The 20,125-nt window shown below is 38.2% G+C and carries 18 protein-coding genes, 1 pseudogene and 1 riboswitch; of the genes and pseudogenes, 15 read left to right on the top strand and 4 right to left on the bottom strand.

Annotated elements, in window-relative coordinates:
* The first annotated feature begins 51 nt into the window (after positions 1 to 51).
* The 3 genes and pseudogenes from CK510_RS07745 to CK510_RS07735 all read left to right on the top strand — a co-directional run bounded on the left by CK510_RS07745 (position 52) and on the right by CK510_RS07735 (position 2,474).
* A pseudogene (locus CK510_RS07745) lies at positions 52 to 1,159 on the top strand (IS630 family transposase).
* Between the two features lie 145 nt (positions 1,160 to 1,304).
* Positions 1,305 to 1,724 carry a hypothetical protein gene (locus tag CK510_RS07740; RefSeq protein WP_095721155.1) on the top strand — a complete coding sequence of 140 codons (420 nt, stop codon included), beginning with the start codon at positions 1,305 to 1,307 and terminating at the stop codon, positions 1,722 to 1,724.
* A gap of 6 nt (positions 1,725 to 1,730) precedes the next feature.
* On the top strand, positions 1,731 to 2,474 hold the full coding sequence (locus CK510_RS07735; protein WP_095721154.1) for a cobalt-precorrin-6A reductase: 744 nt from the start codon (positions 1,731 to 1,733) through the stop codon (positions 2,472 to 2,474).
* Between the two features lie 146 nt (positions 2,475 to 2,620).
* On the opposite strand, the gene CK510_RS07730 is transcribed toward CK510_RS07735, so the two are convergent.
* Positions 2,621 to 2,860: a hypothetical protein gene (locus tag CK510_RS07730; RefSeq protein ID WP_095721153.1), complete on the bottom strand. Its 240-nt coding sequence runs from the start codon at positions 2,858 to 2,860 to the stop codon at positions 2,621 to 2,623.
* Positions 2,861 to 3,295: 435 nt separating this feature from the next.
* Between CK510_RS07730 and thrS the strand changes: the two genes are divergently transcribed.
* From thrS to CK510_RS07675, 11 genes are all read left to right on the top strand, one after another.
* Positions 3,296 to 5,161: a threonine--tRNA ligase gene (gene thrS, locus CK510_RS07725; RefSeq protein WP_095721152.1), complete on the top strand. Its 1,866-nt coding sequence runs from the start codon at positions 3,296 to 3,298 to the stop codon at positions 5,159 to 5,161.
* 22 nt (positions 5,162 to 5,183) lie between these two features.
* Entirely contained in the window at positions 5,184 to 5,564 is a 381-nt protein-coding gene (locus CK510_RS07720) for a DUF1636 family protein (protein WP_095721151.1), read from the top strand.
* Between the two features lie 130 nt (positions 5,565 to 5,694).
* Positions 5,695 to 6,756, top strand: a complete 1,062-nt coding sequence (locus CK510_RS07715) for a CobW family GTP-binding protein (RefSeq protein WP_095721150.1) — start codon at positions 5,695 to 5,697, stop codon at positions 6,754 to 6,756.
* Positions 6,757 to 6,849: 93 nt separating this feature from the next.
* Entirely contained in the window at positions 6,850 to 7,503 is a 654-nt protein-coding gene (folE, locus tag CK510_RS07710; RefSeq protein WP_095721149.1) for a GTP cyclohydrolase I FolE, read from the top strand.
* Positions 7,504 to 7,610: 107 nt separating this feature from the next.
* Positions 7,611 to 7,967: a phosphoribosyl-AMP cyclohydrolase gene (hisI, locus tag CK510_RS07705; protein WP_095721148.1), complete on the top strand. Its 357-nt coding sequence runs from the start codon at positions 7,611 to 7,613 to the stop codon at positions 7,965 to 7,967.
* A gap of 139 nt (positions 7,968 to 8,106) precedes the next feature.
* On the top strand, positions 8,107 to 9,111 hold the full coding sequence (gene hemB / locus CK510_RS07700; RefSeq protein WP_095721147.1) for a porphobilinogen synthase: 1,005 nt from the start codon (positions 8,107 to 8,109) through the stop codon (positions 9,109 to 9,111).
* Between the two features lie 161 nt (positions 9,112 to 9,272).
* The gene (locus tag CK510_RS07695; protein WP_095721146.1) at positions 9,273 to 10,505 is read left to right on the top strand and encodes an FAD/NAD(P)-binding protein; all 1,233 of its coding nucleotides are present in this window, start codon (positions 9,273 to 9,275) and stop codon (positions 10,503 to 10,505) included.
* A 291-nt stretch (positions 10,506 to 10,796) separates the two neighbouring features.
* Positions 10,797 to 10,957: riboswitch (cobalamin riboswitch) on the top strand.
* A gap of 19 nt (positions 10,958 to 10,976) precedes the next feature.
* Complete coding sequence (locus tag CK510_RS07690; RefSeq protein WP_095721156.1) at positions 10,977 to 13,175, top strand: TonB-dependent receptor; 2,199 nt, start codon at positions 10,977 to 10,979, stop codon at positions 13,173 to 13,175.
* A 65-nt stretch (positions 13,176 to 13,240) separates the two neighbouring features.
* Positions 13,241 to 14,107, top strand: coding sequence for a (2Fe-2S) ferredoxin domain-containing protein (locus tag CK510_RS07685; RefSeq protein WP_095721145.1), 867 nt, complete (start codon positions 13,241 to 13,243; stop codon positions 14,105 to 14,107).
* Between the two features lie 103 nt (positions 14,108 to 14,210).
* Positions 14,211 to 15,422, top strand: coding sequence for an ABC transporter substrate-binding protein (locus CK510_RS07680; protein ID WP_373695787.1), 1,212 nt, complete (start codon positions 14,211 to 14,213; stop codon positions 15,420 to 15,422).
* Between the two features lie 46 nt (positions 15,423 to 15,468).
* The gene (locus tag CK510_RS07675; RefSeq protein ID WP_095721143.1) at positions 15,469 to 16,530 is read left to right on the top strand and encodes an iron chelate uptake ABC transporter family permease subunit; all 1,062 of its coding nucleotides are present in this window, start codon (positions 15,469 to 15,471) and stop codon (positions 16,528 to 16,530) included.
* A 216-nt stretch (positions 16,531 to 16,746) separates the two neighbouring features.
* On the opposite strand, the gene cobA is transcribed toward CK510_RS07675, so the two are convergent.
* Together cobA and CK510_RS07665 are read right to left on the bottom strand one after the other, a co-directional pair.
* The gene (gene cobA, locus CK510_RS07670; protein WP_095721142.1) at positions 16,747 to 17,511 is read right to left on the bottom strand and encodes a uroporphyrinogen-III C-methyltransferase; all 765 of its coding nucleotides are present in this window, start codon (positions 17,509 to 17,511) and stop codon (positions 16,747 to 16,749) included.
* Positions 17,508 to 18,263, bottom strand: coding sequence for a sirohydrochlorin chelatase (locus CK510_RS07665; protein WP_095721141.1), 756 nt, complete (start codon positions 18,261 to 18,263; stop codon positions 17,508 to 17,510). The genes cobA and CK510_RS07665 overlap by 4 nt, the downstream gene beginning before the upstream one ends.
* 588 nt (positions 18,264 to 18,851) lie before the next feature.
* Between CK510_RS07665 and CK510_RS07660 the strand changes: the two genes are divergently transcribed.
* Positions 18,852 to 19,049, top strand: coding sequence for a DUF2811 domain-containing protein (locus CK510_RS07660; RefSeq protein ID WP_095721140.1), 198 nt, complete (start codon positions 18,852 to 18,854; stop codon positions 19,047 to 19,049).
* Positions 19,050 to 19,421: 372 nt separating this feature from the next.
* Here CK510_RS07660 and CK510_RS07655 read toward each other — a convergent pair.
* Positions 19,422 to 20,125 (bottom strand): response regulator transcription factor (locus CK510_RS07655; protein ID WP_095721139.1); only part of this gene is annotated, 704 nt, incomplete at its 5' end.

Genomic DNA, 20,125 nt, shown 5'->3' with positions numbered 1-20,125 from the left:
GCAGCTTAATTGTATAATAGGGAATTAAGTAACTAAGCTTTTATCAGCCATATGCCAGCAAAAAACCATCTTTCTCAAGAGCAGAAAGAATATCTATTGAAAACGCTAAAAGAACATGAGAATCCATATGTAAGAGAGAAAATTTTGATTCTATTGTTGATGAACGATGGAAAAACTTATCAAAATATTAGTGATTTTTTAGATGTTTCATATCCAACAGTCGCGTATTGGGCAGTTCACGGTGATCCAGATAATATAGAAAGTTTTTTAGATGGAAGAAGAGAAGGAAATTTCCGTAAAGTCACTAAAGAATATGAAGGTTTATTATTAGAAATAATTGAAAAAGACCCAGAAGAATATGGATATGAATTTGGGAGATGGACAGCAGCAAGACTAGCAAAATATCTCGAAGAAATCACAGGAATTAAGTTAAGTGCTTCTCAAGTTAGGAGAATATTAGAGCGAAAAAAGTACGTTTATATTTGGGCAAAATACAGCCTGGAAGACAAACAAAATCCAGAGAAACGTAAGGTATTTAAAGAAAAATTGTTGGAATATTTAAGGATAACAAGAGAAACACCAGAACGTTTACAGGTATGGTTTTGGGATGAAAGCGGATTTAGTTTAAGAGTGATAAGAAGAAAAAATTGGGGTCAGAAAGGTAAAAGAAAAAAAGTTACCGGGCTGCATAAGAAAAGGACGAGTAAATATTATGGGAGGTTTACGTTATCATGACAAAAAGAGACTAAATTTTGTTATAAAGCAAGGAAACGCAGATGTATTTTATGAACAGATTAAATCCTTGAATAATTTTTTATTAGAAGAATGGATAAGTCAAGGAAAATTAATTGATAATTTTAATGATGATTCAGCAAAAATAGTTATTATATTAGATAATGCGAGCTTCCATAAAAGAAAAGATATTTTAGAAAAGATTGAGGCAGAAATGCCAAATATTATCCTGGAATTTTTACCAGAGTATAGTCCAGATTATAACTTGATTGAATTAGTTTGGCATTCTGCAAAAGAATATATAGCTCATAGATTATTCGAGTCAGTATCACAGTTAGAAGAGTTGTTAAATAAATTGCTAAATGAAGGTGGTCTTATTATTAAATGGGAGCGCAAGATTAAAAATAAGGGAAATGCTATTTATTAAATTTAGCTGCGTAGCAGCTTATTGTCATCAGACATTACGTAGTTGTATGGTATTTGCTTTTTCGCGATCGCAACAAAAAAACTGACAAATAACATTGCGACTATTTGCCTTAAAATAAACTTTGTTAGCTACTTATTCTAATTTAATGGCACAATACGATCGCTTGATTCTCATGGCTGAGGATGAACTAACACAATACAGTACCGATGCTCGAAAAATTGAAAAACTCCGACAAAAAATTGGTCTTTCTGTCTCTGCAAAGGAGCAACAGGAAGTTAAAACCACATTACTTGCAGAAATGCCCACGGATTTTATCAGTCAGCTTGTAGAAAAGCAGCGTCAGACTGTTGCACTCCCTTTTTGGGGTATTGCGGGATTAGGATTACTGTTTGGTATTTCTTTTATGCAACCCTTGGATTTTGTCGCGACTATCTCTGGTACTGGAATCGCTATCTACTTACAAAAATTGGGCTGGAAGCTACAAGCAAGACGTTTGGTTTTACAAACACTCGAAGATATCGAACAGCGCAGTCGGAAACCCGAATCAAAATCTGAAACAGTGTAATCACGTATGCAACGAGTTCTAATTCTTGGCGGAACTACTGATGCTTATACATTAGCGGCTCAAACAACAAAGATTCCTGATGTAGAAATAATTACATCATTAGCAGGTCGTACCCGTCAACCAATCATACCTACAGGGGAATTTCGCATTGGTGGATTTGGTGGTGAAACTGGATTAGTTGAGTACTTGCGTCAAATGCAAATTGATGTGTTAATTGATGCCACCCATCCATTCGCAGCACAGATATCTGAGAATGCTACCAATTCTGCAAATAAAATCGGCATTCCATACTTAATGTTAGTACGTCCAGCTTGGGAACGAGTAGAAGGAGATAACTGGTTAGAAGTTGAAAGCATTGAAGCTGCTGCCACATCCTTAGAAAATCAAACAGAGAGGGTATTTTTGACAATTGGGAGACAGGAATTAACAGCCTTTGCCCATCTACATCATATTTGGTTTTTGATGCGAATGATTGACCCACCAACAGATGATGCAATTGTACCCCAAGGAGAAATATTGTGCGATCGCGGTCCTTTTTCTCTAGATAACGAAAGGGAAATTTTACAAAAGTACAAAATCCATACTATTGTGAGTAAAAATAGCGGTGGAAATGCCACATATCCCAAGATAATAGCAGCCAGGGAATTGGGTATAAAAGTAGTCATGGTGAAACGTCCAAAAATGCCACCAGGGGAAAAGGTTGCCGATATAGATAGTGCGATCGCGATTTTGATGGAAAAATTAAGCTAGTACAGCACCACGCAAATAAATCTACTAAAATGCCTGAAAAGCTTATAGAATATTCCTACTGCCTACTGATTATTGCCTACTGCCCACTGCCTACTGCCCACTGCCCACTGCCCACTGCCCACTGCCCACTGCCCACTGCCTTCTGACTACTGATTATTGAGTTGAGTTAGCCACAGTCTTAAATTTTGACGTTGTTGTCCTTTAATATATCGAGATGCCTCTGTTAAAACGGTTCGCGGAAACATGTATCGTAGATGAGCAAGCATTTGCACATTTTCGCAGTCGTTGATGCACTCAACAACGTACTGAATAGTTTCAGATGTTAACCATTCTGTCGTTGCTTCTAGTTCACAAATAGGGAGACGCGCATTTTCTGCTGGTATCATTACAACAATAAGCTTTTAAACTGTTAATCCAAAAGGTAAGAGCAATGCTTGCTGACTTCCTATTAACATGATATCAATGCAAATTCTAGATGTGCAATTATGGCAGCTTGATAGTTTTTATTTCAAGAGTAGTTATAAAATTTGCGATCGCTATTCTGGTTGCTAAAATCAAATTTGCAAAAGTAATGGTATTTTCAGCTTGAGCAACATAAGTAGTTAAAAATACCAATAACTATTCTCACAAAAATAATTGCGATCGCACTAGTTGCAATACCTGCGATGAGGCTATAAATCTAGATTCTAGAAGTGTTTGAGAGATATGCTGAGAAATCCGGGAATAGCTGCGATCGCAATTGCAAAATTCAGATTTATTTGAACCGTATCAAAAAAACTATTTTGACGCTATCATAGAAACGATTCTCATTACTTACTAGTATGGTCAGTTCCCTAACCCAGTCCAGTCAAAGCTTGAACCAAAAGGATAACGATAAACTGCAACGAATTCGCCATACCTGTGCCCATATTATGGCTATGGTGGTGCAAAAGCTGTATCCGGGTACAAAAGTTGCGATCGGTCCGGTGACGGAAACAGGTTTTTTCTACGATTTTGATACACCTATCAACTTTACCCCTGAGAATTTGCCCAAAATTACTAAGGAAATGCGGCGAATTATTAAAGCCAATTTACCAATTATCCAGGAAGTAGTAGACAGAGAGGAAATTAAAGCCGAGATTGTGGAGTTGGGGGAACCTTATAAACTCGAAATTCTCGACAGTATTCCTGAAGGGGAAATTATCACCCGTTACTTTATAGGTAGTCCCGATGTTGGAAAAATAACAGACCCTACTGCTCAGATAGAACCCTCTTTGTTGGAACCTGTAGTGATTCCTCCCAAAATTTACTGGTGGGATTTGTGTGCTGGTCCCCATCTAAATTTTGCGGGTGAAATTCATCCTGATAGTTTTGCTTTGGAAAGTATTGCAGGTGCATATTGGCATGGGGATGAAACGAAACCGATGCTGCAACGTATCTATGGGACAGCTTGGGAAATGCCGGAGCAATTGCAGATATACCTAAAGCAAAAGGAAGAAGCACTCAAACGCGATCATCGTAAACTAGGGACTGTTTTAAAACTTTTTAGCATTCAAGATTCTGCTGGTGGTGGTTTAGTATTTTGGCATCCACGGGGGGCTAAAATTCGCTATATCATTGAAGATTATTGGCGAAAAGCTCATTTAGAATCAGGTTATGAATTACTCTATACTCCCCATGTAGCTAATTTGGATTTATGGAAAACATCCGGACATTTTGATTTTTACCGAGAGAGTATGTTTGACTCGATGGAGGTTGAAAATCAGGCTTATCAAATTAAGCCGATGAACTGTCCATTTCATGTTTTGACTTATAAAAATGAACTGCATTCTTACCGAGAATTACCTTTACGTTGGGCAGAGTTAGGGACTGTGTACCGCTATGAACGTTCGGGGGCATTACATGGGTTAATGCGAGTTAGGGGGTTTACCCAAGATGATGCTCACATTTTTTGTTTACCTAACCAAATAGCTGATGAAATATTGAGGGTTTTAAATCTCACAGAACATATTTTATCTGATTTTGGATTTAAAGATTATGAGGTAAATCTTTCTACTCGTCCAGAAAAATCGGTGGGAGAAAATGAAGTTTGGGAATTGGCGACAACTGCTTTAATTGAAGCATTAAATACCAAGGGTTGGAATTATATTGTTGATGAAGGTGGAGGTGCTTTCTACGGTCCAAAAATTGATATTAAAATCAAAGATGCAATTGGTCGTTTGTGGCAATGTTCCACTATTCAGGTAGATTTTAACTTACCCGAACGTTTTGATATGGAGTATGTTGCGGCTGATAATACGAGAAAACGACCGATTATGATTCATCGGGCAATTTTTGGTTCTTTGGAACGTTTTTTTGGGATTTTGATTGAAAATTATGCAGGTGATTTTCCTTTATGGTTAGCACCAATACAAGTGCGATTATTACCTGTAAGTGAAGAAGTTCAAGATTATGCCTTGTTAGTAGTAAATACTTTGAAAAAAGCTGGTTTTCGGGCAGAAATTGATAATAGTGGGGAACGTTTAGGTAAAATAATTCGCACGGCAGAATTAGAAAAAATTCCGGTTGTTGCTGTGATTGGGAAGAAAGAAGTGGAAACCCACACTTTAAGTATTAGAACCAGAAAGGGGGGTGATTTGGGAGTAATTAATCTTACCGAACTACAAGAGAGAATGCAACAAGCAATTGAAAAGAAGAGTTCTTTGTAATTTCTTTGGGCTAGGCAACACTATGACTAAACATGCTTTATTTGTGTGCAAATCTTGTAATTTTTCTCCGACTCAACGTGACTATATGGGAGAAAGAGGTGGTAAGTATTTGTTTAACCAGTTATCAAAATTATCTGAAAATTGGCGATTAAAATCTGAATTTGTGATTGAGGAATTAGATTGTTTAAGTGCTTGTAAAAGACCTTGTACCGTTGCATTTACCGCAGCGAACAAGACTAGTTTGATGTTTGGCGATTTACCACCTCTAGAAAGTGCAGCAGCAATTCTCCAATTGTGCGAGCAATACTATGCAAGTACTAATGGTATTGTGCCACGACAAGAGCGACCAGAAATCTTACAAAAAGGTATTTTGGCACGGATTCCACCCCCTCCCAAAAGTTGATTTAAAATCAAATAAACTATTGCTTGAATAAGATAATTTAATAATTGTTGAATTTAAGCGATCGCATAACATTTTCTTTCATCTGATGTACAATTTGACGAACCATATTTGAGTTAATCAAGGATAAACCATGACTTACACAACAAACCAAAAACAAGCTAATTTGGAAACACTTGATATCCCGAAAGTGGGAATGCCTGTTACTATCATCACTGGCTTTTTAGGTAGTGGTAAAACCACATTGCTCAATCAAATTCTCCAAAACAAACAAGATTTAAAAGTTGCTGTTCTTGTTAATGAATTTGGGGATATTAATATTGATAGTCAATTGCTGGTTTCTACCGATGAAGATATGGTGGAATTAAGTAATGGCTGTATTTGCTGCACCATCAATGATGGATTAGTTGATGCAGTTTATCGAGTCTTAGAACGGGAAGATCGTATCGATTATATGGTGATTGAAACTACAGGTGTTGCTGACCCATTACCAATTATTTTGACTTTTTTAGGTACAGAACTTAGAGACTTTACAAATTTGGATTCTATCTTAACTGTAGTTGATGCTGAATCCTTCGACGCAGAACATTTTCAAAGTGAAGCTGCATTCAAACAAATTACCTACGGGGATATTGTTATCCTTAATAAAACTGACCTTGCGACACCAGAAAAACTTCAAGAATTAGAAGATTTTGTTCATGATGTCAAAGTTGACGCAAGGATTTTACATACTACCCACGGGAAAGTCGCATTACCATTAATTTTAGGTGTGGGGTTAACTCCTAAAGATGTATACACTCCTCAGAAAGAGGAACATAACCACCATGAACATCATGACCATACTCACAATCATGAACATCACGAAAATGCTCATAATCACGAACATCATGACCATCATTCAGAACATTTAGTAAATGATGGATTCGTATCAGTATCTTTCCAAGTTGATAAACCATTTGATGTTCATAAATTTGAGAATTTTTTGACTGAAGAAATGTCAAAAGATGTGTTTCGAGCTAAGGGAATTTTGTGGTTTAGTGATAGTCCCATGCGACATGTTTTTCAACTCAGTGGTCCCCGCTATCAATTGAATGCAGATGAGTGGAAAAAATCTCCAAAAAATGAAGTTGTTTTCATTGGTAGACATCTAGATACTAAAAAAATGCATTCTTTATTAAACGAATGTTTGGTATAATCAAAAAGTATTAAATACAGGTTACAAGAGAAAATAACTAACCTGTACTTAATAAAAAGAACTCCTCAAAATCCACAATTATTAAAACAAAAAATGACTTTATCGTATCGTCCAGAGTCCGATTCTGCGGAAAAAATGATTGCATCTATCAAGACTGAGGCAAAACAGAAAGTCACAGAAGCAGAAATGATGCAAGCTGTGCGAACCTTGTTGATTGGGTTAGGAGAAAATCCAGATAGAGAAGGTTTGAAAGATACTCCTAAAAGGGTAATGAAAGCCTTACAATTTCTGACTAAGGGCTATCATCAATCCCTGGATGAACTGTTAAATGGTGCAGTTTTCACAGAAGATGCGAATGAAATGGTTTTAATCAGGGACATAGATATTTTTAGTTCCTGCGAACACCATATATTACCAATAATTGGTCGCGCTCATGTTGCCTATATTCCTAATGGAAAGGTTATCGGATTATCAAAAATTGCTCGTATTTGTGAAATGTATGCACAACGTTTACAAGTACAAGAAAGATTGACATTGCAAATTGCTGATGCATTGCAAGGTTTACTCAAACCTCAAGGTGTTGCAGTAGTCATAGAAGCAACCCACATGTGTATGGTAATGCGTGGTATCCAGAAACCTGGTTCTTGGACTGTCACAAGTGCAATGCGGGGTGTGTTTTCAGAAGATGTACGTACTCGTGAGGAATTTATGAATTTAATCCGTCATAGTCCAGGTTTTCACTCATAATTTGATTTGAGCAAAGTGGAGTTTTTACATCTTCACTTTGCTTGTATAAAAAAGGAAAATTTACTTAATAATTTTCAGTTTAATAGTTTTAAGAAGTGAGATTTTTGATGAATCAAAATCTATTGTGGATTGAACAGCTAAAGTTTAATAATAACGGCTTAATTCCAGCGATCGCTCAAGATTTTCAAGATGGTAGTATCCTGATGATGGCATGGATGAATCGAGAATCAATTCATCGCACATTGGAAACTACCGAAGCTCATTATTGGAGTCGCTCCCGTGGCGAATTATGGCATAAAGGAGCTACGAGTGGACATATTCAAAAGGTGAAAGAACTACTTTATGATTGCGATCGCGATACTATCCTTTTAAAAATTGAGCAAGTTGGCGATATTGCTTGTCATACTGGTGTAAGAAGTTGCTTTTTTAACAGTGTGCCGATGAACAGTCTCGTTTTACATTAGGAGTAATTTTACTTAATTCAAGAGTAATCGACGGAATTAGCAAGAAATAAAGCGATAAGCGGAGCTTAATGCCGGAGGCATATCGCAACTTAACCACTCAGCCTTCAGAAACACGTATATTTTGATTGAGAATAGAAATATGTCATCAGAAAATTCCACCACTGCCACCATAACAAATCGTCCTCGTCGTTTGCGTCGTACCGAAACCCTACGTCGGATGGTACGGGAAAATACCCTCACCGTCGATGACCTTATTTATCCCATGTTTGTGATGTCAGGTGAAGGGCAGAAGGTTGAAATCTCTTCAATGCCGGGATGTTACCGATTTACCTTAGACTTGCTTGTAGAGGAAATTGCCGAAATCTATAGTTTAGGAATTGGTGCGATCGCATTATTCCCCGTCATTCCTGAAAATCTCAAAGACGATACTGGTAGCGAAAGCTATAACCCAGATGGATTAGTGCAGCGCACAGTTAAAGCAATCAAGCAAGCTGTACCGAGAATACTAGTAATTACCGATGTCGCCCTTGACCCTTTTACTACCCACTGTCACGATGGTATTGTTGATGAAAATGGAGTAATTTTAAATGACCAGACGGTGGAAGTATTGGTAAAAATGTCCCTTTCCCAAGCCGAAGCTGGTTCAGATATGGTCGCACCTTCTGACATGATGGATGGTAGAATCGGGGCGATTCGTCAAGCTCTGGATACCGCAGGCTACATTGATACCCGGATTCTGGCATACTCTGCTAAATATGCCTCTGCCTACTATGGACCATTCCGCGATGCTTTGGATTCTGCACCAAAATTTGGCGATAAGAAAACCTATCAAATGGATGCAGCTAACAGTAGGGAAGCCATCAAGGAAGTCGCGCTAGATATTGCTGAGGGTGCAGATATTGTTATGGTTAAACCTGCTTTGGCATATTTAGATATTATCTACCAAGTTAAAAATTATACTAATGTTCCTGTTGCGGCATACAACGTTAGTGGTGAGTACTCCATGATTAAAGCTGCTGCTCAGAATGGTTGGATTGATGAGAAAAAGGTGATTTTAGAGACTTTACTCAGTATGAAGCGGGCAGGTGCAGATTTAATTTTAACTTACTTTGCCAAGGAAGTTGCACTGATGCTGCACAAGTAACAATTTTCCTCTCACCAAAATTTGTTTGGGTAACTTTATTTAGAGTTGCCCCTTTTTTTTGATTATTTTCACATCCTCGAATCTGGTATAATTTCGCCTCTGAGGACTCATAAAGAAGTATCGCGTTATTATGATAATGATTGTAATTATGATTTATTTGTATGGAAACTGTAGGGCTACAATTACCCGATAAAATCAACCTAGCGGTTATTGGAGCAGGTCCCCATGCTCTCACATTAGTCACCCATTTATTAAAAAAACATCCGAAAATCCGGGGCAGGTTTGTAGTATTTGACCCCAGTGGTAAATGGATGAGTCGCTGGCAACAGCAATTTGCAGCCTTTAACATACCTCATTTGCGATCGCCTGCGGTACATCATCCCGATCCAAATCGTTTTGCCTTAAGAAAATTTGCCGAATCTCGCTCAAGCGAACTGTTTCCTCCCTACGACTTGCCCGGAACTAAGTTATTTGAAGATTTATGTGCGGATGTAATTTCCCGATGGGATTTAAATGACCGAGTTATTCCCCTTGCAGTAACTCGAATTCAACCTGTTGCTAATCACTTTCGCTTGTGGTTTGATGATGGGCAATCAACCATAGCAAGACGAGTGGTTTTGGCGACTGGTAACGCTAACTTACAAATACCTAATTGGGTTGAAGAGATTGAGTCAGAATATCCCCAAGATAGGCTTTGTCATTCCTCCAAAATTGACTTACGCTCTTTACAACTTGCGGGGGAAAAAGTCTTGATAGTTGGTGGTGGTTTGACTAGCGGACATTTAGCAGTAGGTGCAATATCGAAAGATGCAAAAGTCCATTTGATGATTCGTAGGCAACTCCAAGAAAAGCTATTTGATGCCGAACCGGGTTGGTTGGGACCAAAATATCTCAAAGGTTTTTTTGCCGAATCAGACTTAGAAAAACGCCTTGCCATGATTCAACAAGCCCGTAATGGTGGTTCGGTAACTCCAGCGATGGGTATGCAACTACGACGAGAGGTGCGAAATGGCAATCTCACGATTGATGAAAATTGCCAAGTGGTGAAGCTTGAGTGGTTGGGAAATAATTGGTTAGTGGAATGCAGTGATGGGAATATCCATGAGTTCAATCGCATTTGGCTATCTACAGGTACTAAGTTTGATGTGACCACTGAACCATTATTAGAGGAAGTTTTCGCAGCTTACCCAATTCCCGTAATCAAGGGTTTACCAGTATTAGATACATATCTGCGTTGGCATGGTTGCGAATTATTTATTATGGGTGGGTTCGCTGCCTTGCAAATCGGACCAACCGCACGGAATTTATCGGGTGCTTTGATGGCTTGTGAGAAAATTGTTCCTGCGATCGCAAAACCAAGTTTTGTGCCGATTGAAACCAATAATGTATCGTAGCACCAGCACTATAAAAAATAGATAACTATTGACAAGCAGCTAAAAGAGAATGATAATCACTCAATGCCAAACAAATAAATATTATTACTTATGTAAGTTTTTGTGGGTGCATATTTGTGTTGATTTGGTCATTTATAAGGTATTGGAGAGGAGAAAATGGATACATTGTGCCTTCCGAAATGGATAATCAAGTCTGCTAAGTTGGGTTTTACACTCACTTTAGAAACCTTCTGCGGAAATCGTAGCAGTAAATGTAATATTTCGACATTAATCACTAAGTATATCCGTGTTATTCTGCAACAACACATTGGTTCTAATGAGAATTATTTATTAGAAGTAACGAGGAAAGTTTGGTGGAAATCCAGCGCTGTCCCGCAACTGTGATGAGACATATTTTTTCTTCTTAATCTTTGTCTCTAAGTCAGAACACCCACCAATAGCGACAAAAAACAAATTATCTGCGAGGTACAGGTGAGAAATAATATATTTAATTCCCTATCGGGAATTAAATTTGCTGTGTCTAGTTTGGCAGCAATATTGGGGATATTGTCCGGAAGTTACAGAGCTACAGCAGTAGAAATTCCGCAGATATCTGAGTTTCCCAATAATCGAGGCATTGCAAAAGATTTACAACCAGTTGCAGAAGTAATACCTGAAAATACTTCAGTCACAATAGATAAAACCGAAGAGATTGCTCAAAATACGACTCCATCACAGGAAGAGAAAGAGAAAGAACCCGATATTGAACTCACAGTAATTGAGAAGTTATTAAACGAACCTGTGTATTCACCATTCCGTCGTGAGGGAACAGTTAAAGACTCGACTCGTCCAATTTATGTGATTACAGGTGAAGAGATGGAAGCGCAGGGTACTAGAACTGTTAGAGAAGCGCTAAAATTTGTCACAGGAATCTTAGGTGATGGAACTGTAGGAACAGAACCAAATGTATTAAGTGGTCAATTTATTCGTGGTTCCAATACTAATCAGGTATTGATATTACTTGATGGTAGACCAGTTAATAATCTTGGTGGTGGTGGTTTTGATCTGTCAGAATTCACCACCAATAATATTGAACGGGTTGAGGTATTACCTGGAGGTGGTTCAACTCTGTATGGTTCTGATGCGATCGGTGGGGTAATTAATATTATCACCCGTCGTCCTACAGATAAAATCACAAATGAAGCAAAGGTGAATATTGGTGCTTATGGATTGAATCAACAAACTATTCAGAGTAGTGGAAAAGCTGGGGATATTGGTTGGGTAGTTGGATATAATCGCACTCAATCTCAATATAATTATCCTTTTTCAATACCCGAAGCCAACTTTAGGGGAACGCGAAAAAATAATGATTCTCTCTTCAATAACTTTAACGTTAAATTAGAGGGAAATTTAGGTAAACGCAATACTCTGACTTTTTCCACACAATACTTAGGAAAAGACCAAGGAACACCAGGAGGAGTTCCCATACTCATACCACAATTTGGTCAAGGTTCTGGTAATGTTCTGACGGATAAAAACCGGAAATATACAGACCAAGTGTTAAGTGATTTAAGCTGGAGTTCTAAGCTTGGAGGGGGAAATGATTCCCTACTAACAGCGAGATTTTATACCGATTTTCTCAATACTCGTTTTGACTCTAACTCCATCACAACTCCACCTCAATTCAACAGAAGATTTGAGACAAAGCAAAGTTCTTATGGTTTTCAAGGTACTCATAGCTGGAACTTCAGCAAAAATCACAGCATAGTTTATGGTTTTGACTATCGGAATGTGAACGTCGTTAGTAGTGCAATCAGAAATTCTACAGGTATTAACACGATTAACTATGACGATAATATTGGGCAAAGTGCTATTTTTGCCAGATACGAAACAAGTCTTATCCCTAATGTCAAATTAAATTTAGGTTTGCGTCAAGATTTCAATACTTTAGCAAATGCTTCTGCTACATCACCATCAGTTGGTGCAAAATGGGATATTAGCAACTCTACTACTATACGTGCAAACTACATCAAAAACTTTCGCGTTCCAACGGTAGCCAATTTATTTAATCTTAGCCCTACTAATATTGGTAATCCAAACCTCAAACCAGAAAAAGGAGATAGTTTTGATATTGGTATCGACCAAAAATTAGGGGATATTGGTTTGTTGCGCTTAACTTTTTTCCAAAATAACATATCTGACGTAATTGCTTTCAAATCTATTAGACCAGCAGTTAATGGAGTGACTGGAACTTGGGAAAATATCGGTTTAGTGGAAACAACAGGAATTGAAGCTGCATTAAATTTACAAATTGCTAAAAATATCTATGCTTTTGTAAATTATACAGCAAATGACCCACGTATCAAAAAAAGTTCTAACTCCGCAGAAATCAACAAAGAATTGAGATTTGCAGGTGCAGATAAGCTAAACTTGGGTGTTTCCTATGAAAATCCTCAAGGTTGGTATTTCGGATTATTGATGAATTCCCTTGGTAAATATCCAACGAATAACACCAATACCGAATCATTAGCGGGTTACACAACTTTTGATGCAAAAACTCGAATTCCCCTAAGTCAAAAGTTTACACTTAATGCTAGTGTAGATAATATCTTTAATCAAAGATATCAGCTATTCCCAGGATTCCCGGATGCAGGTAGAGTGTTCCAAGTTGGTTTGAGCGCGAATTTCTAATCATAATATGTAGAGACGTTATATGTAACGTCTCCATAACTAACCTAATATGCGAGGATATTGTCATGAATATATTTAATCCTTGGGTAAAATCATTAAATCAGACTGCAATTGAGTCTACTGGAAATGGTTGGACAATCGAGTATGAATATTTCGATTGCCAAGGTGATGTACTTGCTTGTTTAGCTTACACATTATTTCAAGAGAATTGGCATCAAATTGAGTTAGGACATATGGAACAAGGTAGCGTTTTAGAGTTAGAATTTCATGCAGCACCTAAAAAATGCGTTCTCTACGATGGGTATCTCACTGTAATTGCTCAAGGTTGGCATTTTCACTTGTGTATTGAAGAAACTTTGGGTGGTCCAAATTCTGAAACTCCACCGGAATTGAGACGACAAAGATTAATTAATAAAGGTGGATTTTATCGACGTATCAATCCCGAAGGAGAACCCAGAAGCTGGGGTATTCAGTTTTGGAATGGTGCAGGTGAAAAAGGAATGACTATATTTTTACCGAATCCATATATTGAAGATGAGAATTTATTACCTGATGGTAAAGCTAATTTCGGAAAATTAGAGTTTTATAATGAACTTCGAGATATTTATGTATTAGGAACAAAGCAACTTCCTTTTACTAAAAATCCTTTGAAGTGTTCTTATATAGCTGTTTGCACTTCTGGACGCTGTTATCCTTCACGGAAATGGCAACCTACATTTGATGCACTTTCTTCGGCAGTTGAAAAAGCAAAGTTAGATGTAGAAGTGCGAACATCTGGCTGTTTGCAGGTTTGTAAATTGGGTCCTGTTGTCTTTTATTCTGATGATAGAACTTGGTATACTCTGGTCAAATCAGAAGTTGCAGAAAAAATTATTAGCGAACATTTAGTTCAAGGTCAAAAGGTGACAGAATATATTTATCCACCTGTATAGTTGCAAGTTTTCATCGATTGTAGAGACGTGACATATCTCGTCTCTCACAGATATATTATATCTTTGATAAATGTTTACGATTAAAGGGTCGCAAAGCAAGGTGATATACAAATTACAGCATTCAAAAATAATTAATTTAATTATCAATATATTTATCATTTCTATATTAATTATTGCCTGTCAAAGTCCCAAAATAAATCAGGATAAATCTGCTATTAATCCAGCTTGCATACAACAATACGACGCAAACCGTGATTATTTTCCTGATAAGATTAGTATTAACCGTGCTAAGGGCTTTGGTGTGGAATATCATAAAAACTATAAAGTTATTACAATTAATAATCCTTGGAAAGATGCGAAAACTGGGTTTAAATATATTTTAGTTCAGTGCGGTACTCCTGCACCAAAAGATATCCAAAATGCCCAAGTAATTACCGTACCTGTTCATTCTGTGATTTCCCTTTCTACTACCCATCTACCCCATTTAGCGAAACTGGGAATAGTCGATAAATTAATTGGAGTTAGTGATACGAAAATAGTCAATACCTCTAAGGTTGTAGAAAAAATTAAAGATGGAAAAGTTATAAATGTTGGAAGTAATAGCAGCATCAATGTTGAGAAAATTTTAGAACTTAACCCAGATTTGATTACTACTTATGGAACTGGAAATGCCGAAAGTGATAGTTATCCAAAGTTGTTAGAAGCAGGTTTAAAGGTGGCAATAAATGCTGAATATATGGAAGATTCACCTTTGGGTAGAAGCGAATGGTTGAAATTTACGGCTTTATTTTTTAATAAGGAGAAAGAAGCAGAACAAATATTTGGGGAAGTAGCAAAGAAATATGACGCGATCGCAATTAAGGCAAAAGCTGTAAAATCACGTCCAAGTGTATTTGTGGGGTTTAATTTTAAAGGTACTTGGTATATGCCAGGTGGGAATAGTTATGCTGCGAAGTATTTAGAGGATGCGGGGGCAAATTATCTTTGGAGTAATGATAAGTATAAAGGAAGTTTACCTTTGTCGTTTGAGGCAATTATCGAACGGGCAACAAATGCTGATTTTTGGTTGAATTTTAGTCAAAAATGGAAGTCGAAAAAAGATGTTTTAACTGAAGATAGTCGTTATGGTGATTTTAAAGCAGTGAAAAATGGGAATATTTATAATAATAATCTGCGTCTAAATAAAGGTGGAGGTAATGACTATTGGGAAGGGGGAATTAGTAATCCTGATGTGGTTTTGTCGGATTTAATTAAGATTTTTCACCCGGAGGTTTTACCGCAGCATGAGTTGGTTTTTTATCGTCGTGTTGAGTAAGGTTTGACAAATGTCGAGCAGAGACGCAGAGAGAAATACATAATATATGAATATATTAAGGGATAGTAGAAAATATTTAGTAAGTAGTAAATACGTGTTTTTTGTGTTGTTGATTGGGGTGTTAATTTTAGCTTTTTTGTTGGATATTGCTGTTGGATCGGTGCAAGTTCCTATTGGTGATGTTGTTAAGGTTTTGTTTGGTGAGGATGCTGAGAAGGTTAGTTGGACGAATATTATTTTTAAGTTTAGATTGCCGAAAGCTATAACTGCTATGCTTGCTGGTGCTGCTTTGGGTGTGAGTGGATTGCAGATGCAAACTATTTTTAGAAACCCACTTGCGGGACCTTTTGTGTTAGGAATTAGTTCGGGTGCTTCGTTGGGTGTTGCCTTGGTTGTTTTGACGGCAAATTTTGTTGGTGCCGGGGCAATTTTTCAAACTTTGGGTGTTTTTGGTGATTTAAGTTTGGTAATTGCATCGAGTTTAGGTGCTGCTGCTGTGCTTGGGTTGGTATTACTTGTATCGCGTCGGGTTCAAGATACAATGACATTGTTAATTTTGGGGTTGTTGTTTGGATATGCGACGAGTGCATTAGTTAGCATTTTGTTACAATTTAGCGATCGCGAACAAATTCAGGCATATCTGCAATGGACTTTCGGCAGCTTCGCGGGGGTGACATGGAAGCAAATGCCTGTTTTGGTGGGTGTGGTGCTATTGGGGTTGGTGGTTGCTGCTGTATTGTCGAAACCGTTGAATGTGTTGCTGGTGGGTGAATCCTATGCTTTGACGCTGGGTTTAAATTTAAAAAGAACGAGGTTTTGGGTAATTACAAGTGCTTCAATTTTGGCAGGTGTAATTACAGCTTTTTGTGGTCCGATCGCATTCCTGGGTGTGGCTGTTCCCCATCTTTGCCGGAGTATGTTTAATAGCTGCGACCATCGTATTTTAGTGCCTGCGGTGATGATAATGGGGGCAATTATGGCGTTGTTTGCTGATTTGATGTGCGTGTTGCCAGGAAACCAGATGGTGCTACCGCTCAACTCTGTGACTGCTCTGATTGGTACACCTGTGGTTTCCTGGGTGATTTTACGACGCTATTATACCAAGTAATTAATATGTAATTCGTACAGCACCAAGTCTAAAAATGGGTATTCGATTAAATCGGTATAAGGGACTTCCAGAAAATAAAATCTTCAAATTATACTGCGAACGGCTTAAATATTGACTAATATAGAACCCCTCCCCATAGACGCGGAGCGGTTTAAGATTATCAGTTTTCGACAACTAAAAAGTCCAGATTTTAAGCGTTTTTAGTATATGTAATTCTTAATTGAGAATACTATGCATCTTCACCACTGAACCAATAACAACGATCGCAGGGGCACGAAATCCAACCTTCTCGACTTCCTCAATTATTGTCCCCAACTCTCCAATCAACTCTTCCTGTTCGGGTCTTGTACCCCATCTTACCAAAGCAATTGGTGTTTCTGTACTCAAACCCGCTTTCGTCAATTCATCAACGATATAGCCCAAATTGTGAATCCCCATATAAATCACAATTGTCTCCGAACCCAAGGCAACAGCTTGCCAGTTGACTGCGGGACGATATTTCCCTGCTGCTTCATGTCCGGTTACAAATGTCACAGATGAACTATACAATCGATGGGTTAAAGGAATCCCAGCATAGGCAGGTGCGGCGATACCCGATGTAATTCCTGGCACTACTTCCACAGTCACCCCAGCTTGAACGAGTTCCTCCATTTCTTCACCACCACGTCCGAAAATGAACGGGTCACCACCTTTCAAACGTACGACAACGGCATGTCCCCGCGCCTTTTCCAACAGTAATTCTGTCGTCTCTTCCTGTAATAAAGAATGCTGCCCTTTCCTTTTCCCTGCATTAATTTTCTCTGCCAAGGGATTAATCATTGCTAAAACTGGTTCACTTACCAAAGCATCGTAAATAACAACATCCGCACATTCGAGCAACCCCTTAGCCTTAATTGTAACTAAACCTGGGTCTCCTGGTCCCGCGCCGACAAGATATACTTTTCCCATCAACTTTTGCTGTTCATCCTCAATGCGACTCATTTTTGCAACAAATCCCAAATTAAATCGGCTAATTCCGTAGACGTTCCCAAAGGCTCAGTTAAATTTAAACTTACCCCAGGGAATTGTAATTGTAGCTTTTCTACAGCAATTGCGATCGCATCGGTAATGCCACCAGGAAAAAGAAAATATGGTGCGATCGCAATTCGTCGATATCCGCTCGTAACCAATTCTCCCACAGTATCTTCTAAACTTGGTGGAACTGCCCAGTATGCTGTTGTCACATCTAAATTTAATCCTACCAAATTTGAGATGACTTTTTCCATCGGTACTTGGAAACCAGGACGACGACTACCATGTGCCATTAATATATACTTTTCTGCGGAAGTTGTAGTTAGTTGTTTTGCAAGCAGTTGTCCCAACTCTTGATAACTTCCCAAATAGGGCTGTAATTCCACCTGGACATTTTCCCCCAGCATTTTTTTTGCTAAGTTAATTTCTGCGGGAATATCTTCCATCACATGCATTCCAGACAGCAGAAACAAAGGCAAAATTTTCAGGTGTAGGGGTTGCTGTGGGGTAAACTGCTTGACAAATTTACAAATTTGTAGGTGTAATGGCTGCGGCTGTAACTCTAGGTATGCCGTACCCACAATAGTTTCACTTATCGTATTTGGAGTTTCTAATTGCGAGTTCTCCAGCCTATGCTCTAGTAAGTTCGACAATTTTTGCATCGCGATTTCCGGACGCGCATCATGACTGCCGTGAGATAGCAAAAGATATGCAGATGGCATTGGCAAGGGTGCTACTAATAAATAGAAATATGCATAATTCTATACCGATTTCCTCCTATTCCCTTCCACCTTCCCCAGACAATCAAAAGAAAAACTGGGGTTTTGGATTGAATTTTCACGATGGTTAGGTTAAAGAAAAATTATCTTTTCGTAATTCTTATCATTTACCTAGATTTTCCTCACAAATTCCACAAGATTTCCACAGGCTGAACGTAGTTTTCCACAGCTTTTTTACGGCTGAATAAGCTGTTTGCACATCGCTGGGGATTTGTTACCCTTTCTACATATTTGGTTTTAAGTACTGAGTTTATATTAAGAACAGTAAAGAAATAAAGCTTCAAAGCCTTATTATTTCGTAAATATTTATTTTTTATACATTCCCTTGTAACATTTCGCAGCATTGACAAACATACCCCCTCTTACGGCACAATGATTCGGCTTGCATTTTTTAGTCCGTTGGGTAGCTGTGTAAATTTGTCATTACGATTGCTGCAAAAAAAAACTAGAGAAAAGAAGGTTTAGATTTTGCCACACAACAGGCTACAAGCAGGAACAATAAATTGGTGGACTTCAATGGAGACCCTTAGTATGAACGCAACAGTTAGCTTATTTACAGAAATTCCGGAAACCCTCCACGAATCCCTCAAGATTTACCTTGATGCTCATCCTGACTGGGACGAAAACCGAATTCTAACCGCAGCTTTGTCACTGTTTTTGCTTCAAAATGGCGAAAGCGATCGCTCTTGCGCTCGTGTCTATTTGGAAACGCTGTTTCAACACTCGTAAATATAAGTGTTCCTAATTCACTATTTCTTTCTAATTAAGTATTTCTAATCTCTAGTTTACTAAAACTCTGTAGTGACTTGTAAACCAATCAACAACCAAAATGGGGCACTTTTTTCTTCAGAGTGCCCCATCTATATTTTTATTTATTTTTAAATCTAAGTCGATCGATTATTATGTTGATTTGCGAGGTATATCTAATAAATTCAATTCCCCGTCAACAAGATAGCACCCTGAAAATCATAGCCCAGCTAGAACAGCAGCAAAAATAAACTGGAGAATCTGAATTAGTTAGATACAGACTTTAATAAAATCCTTCTGAAATTAACCCAATATAGAGCATTGCAGATTTACGACAATTGCGACTGCAATGCTTTATATAGCGGACTTTTCAGACAGCACTTGAGCCGCCGGGCACTCAAATTTATATCCAACTCCACGTACAGTTTGGATTAATGCTGGCTGGCTAGCATCAACTTCAATCTTTTTGCGAATTTGACCGATATGAACGTCAACAACCCGTTGATCGCCCACATATTCATAATCCCATACCTCCTGAATTAGTTCGGCTCTACGCCAAACACGACCGGGATGGCTGGCAAGAAAATGTAATAAGTCAAATTCCAAAGCCGTTAAAAGTACCGCTTGAGTATTTAGAGTTACTTCACGTCGTACCGGATCGATCATCAACTTCTCAAATACAAGTCGCTTTTGTTCGGCAGTCGTAACCACTCGCTGCCGCTTTAAGATAGCAGCGACTCTAACTTCTAATTCTCCCAAGCCAAAAGGCTTAGTTAGATAGTCATCAGCACCTTTGGAGAAACCGCGAATTTTATCGGCTTCATCGGCACGACTCGTCAACATTAGGACAAAAACACCATTGCGGCTTTGCATCTCTTGGCAGAGATTAAAACCAATCACGTCTGGTAGATTTACATCTAAAATCACCAAATCGGGATTGAATTGCTCGAACAGGGCAAGTGCGGACTTACCATCTTCAGCAGCCTCTACCTGATAGCTTTGCTTGCTCAGAAAACGTTGGATTAAATTCCGAACCGCAGGATCATCATCAACAACAA

It is taken from the genome of Brunnivagina elsteri CCALA 953 (genome assembly GCF_002289455.1).
GTDB classification, from domain to species: domain Bacteria; phylum Cyanobacteriota; class Cyanobacteriia; order Cyanobacteriales; family Nostocaceae; genus Brunnivagina; species Brunnivagina elsteri.
The sequence above is the reverse complement of the archived record's forward strand: the minus strand, read 5'-3'. Positions and strand labels throughout refer to the sequence as shown.

Coding starts and splice junctions, on each gene's coding strand:
- CK510_RS07675 (WP_095721143.1), top strand. CDS start 15,469: ATGAATATATTAAGGGATAGTAGAAAATATTTAGTAAGTAGTAAATAC.
- CK510_RS07685 (WP_095721145.1), top strand. CDS start 13,241: ATGAATATATTTAATCCTTGGGTAAAATCATTAAATCAGACTGCAATT.
- CK510_RS07660 (WP_095721140.1), top strand. CDS start 18,852: ATGAACGCAACAGTTAGCTTATTTACAGAAATTCCGGAAACCCTCCAC.
- hisI (WP_095721148.1), top strand. CDS start 7,611: ATGAATCAAAATCTATTGTGGATTGAACAGCTAAAGTTTAATAATAAC.
- folE (WP_095721149.1), top strand. CDS start 6,850: ATGACTTTATCGTATCGTCCAGAGTCCGATTCTGCGGAAAAAATGATT.
- cobA (WP_095721142.1), bottom strand. CDS start 17,511: ATGAGTCGCATTGAGGATGAACAGCAAAAGTTGATGGGAAAAGTATAT.
- CK510_RS07715 (WP_095721150.1), top strand. CDS start 5,695: ATGACTTACACAACAAACCAAAAACAAGCTAATTTGGAAACACTTGAT.
- CK510_RS07695 (WP_095721146.1), top strand. CDS start 9,273: ATGGAAACTGTAGGGCTACAATTACCCGATAAAATCAACCTAGCGGTT.
- thrS (WP_095721152.1), top strand. CDS start 3,296: ATGGTCAGTTCCCTAACCCAGTCCAGTCAAAGCTTGAACCAAAAGGAT.
- CK510_RS07665 (WP_095721141.1), bottom strand. CDS start 18,263: ATGCCATCTGCATATCTTTTGCTATCTCACGGCAGTCATGATGCGCGT.
- CK510_RS07730 (WP_095721153.1), bottom strand. CDS start 2,860: ATGATACCAGCAGAAAATGCGCGTCTCCCTATTTGTGAACTAGAAGCA.
- CK510_RS07740 (WP_095721155.1), top strand. CDS start 1,305: ATGGCACAATACGATCGCTTGATTCTCATGGCTGAGGATGAACTAACA.
- CK510_RS07735 (WP_095721154.1), top strand. CDS start 1,731: ATGCAACGAGTTCTAATTCTTGGCGGAACTACTGATGCTTATACATTA.
- hemB (WP_095721147.1), top strand. CDS start 8,107: ATGTCATCAGAAAATTCCACCACTGCCACCATAACAAATCGTCCTCGT.
- CK510_RS07720 (WP_095721151.1), top strand. CDS start 5,184: ATGACTAAACATGCTTTATTTGTGTGCAAATCTTGTAATTTTTCTCCG.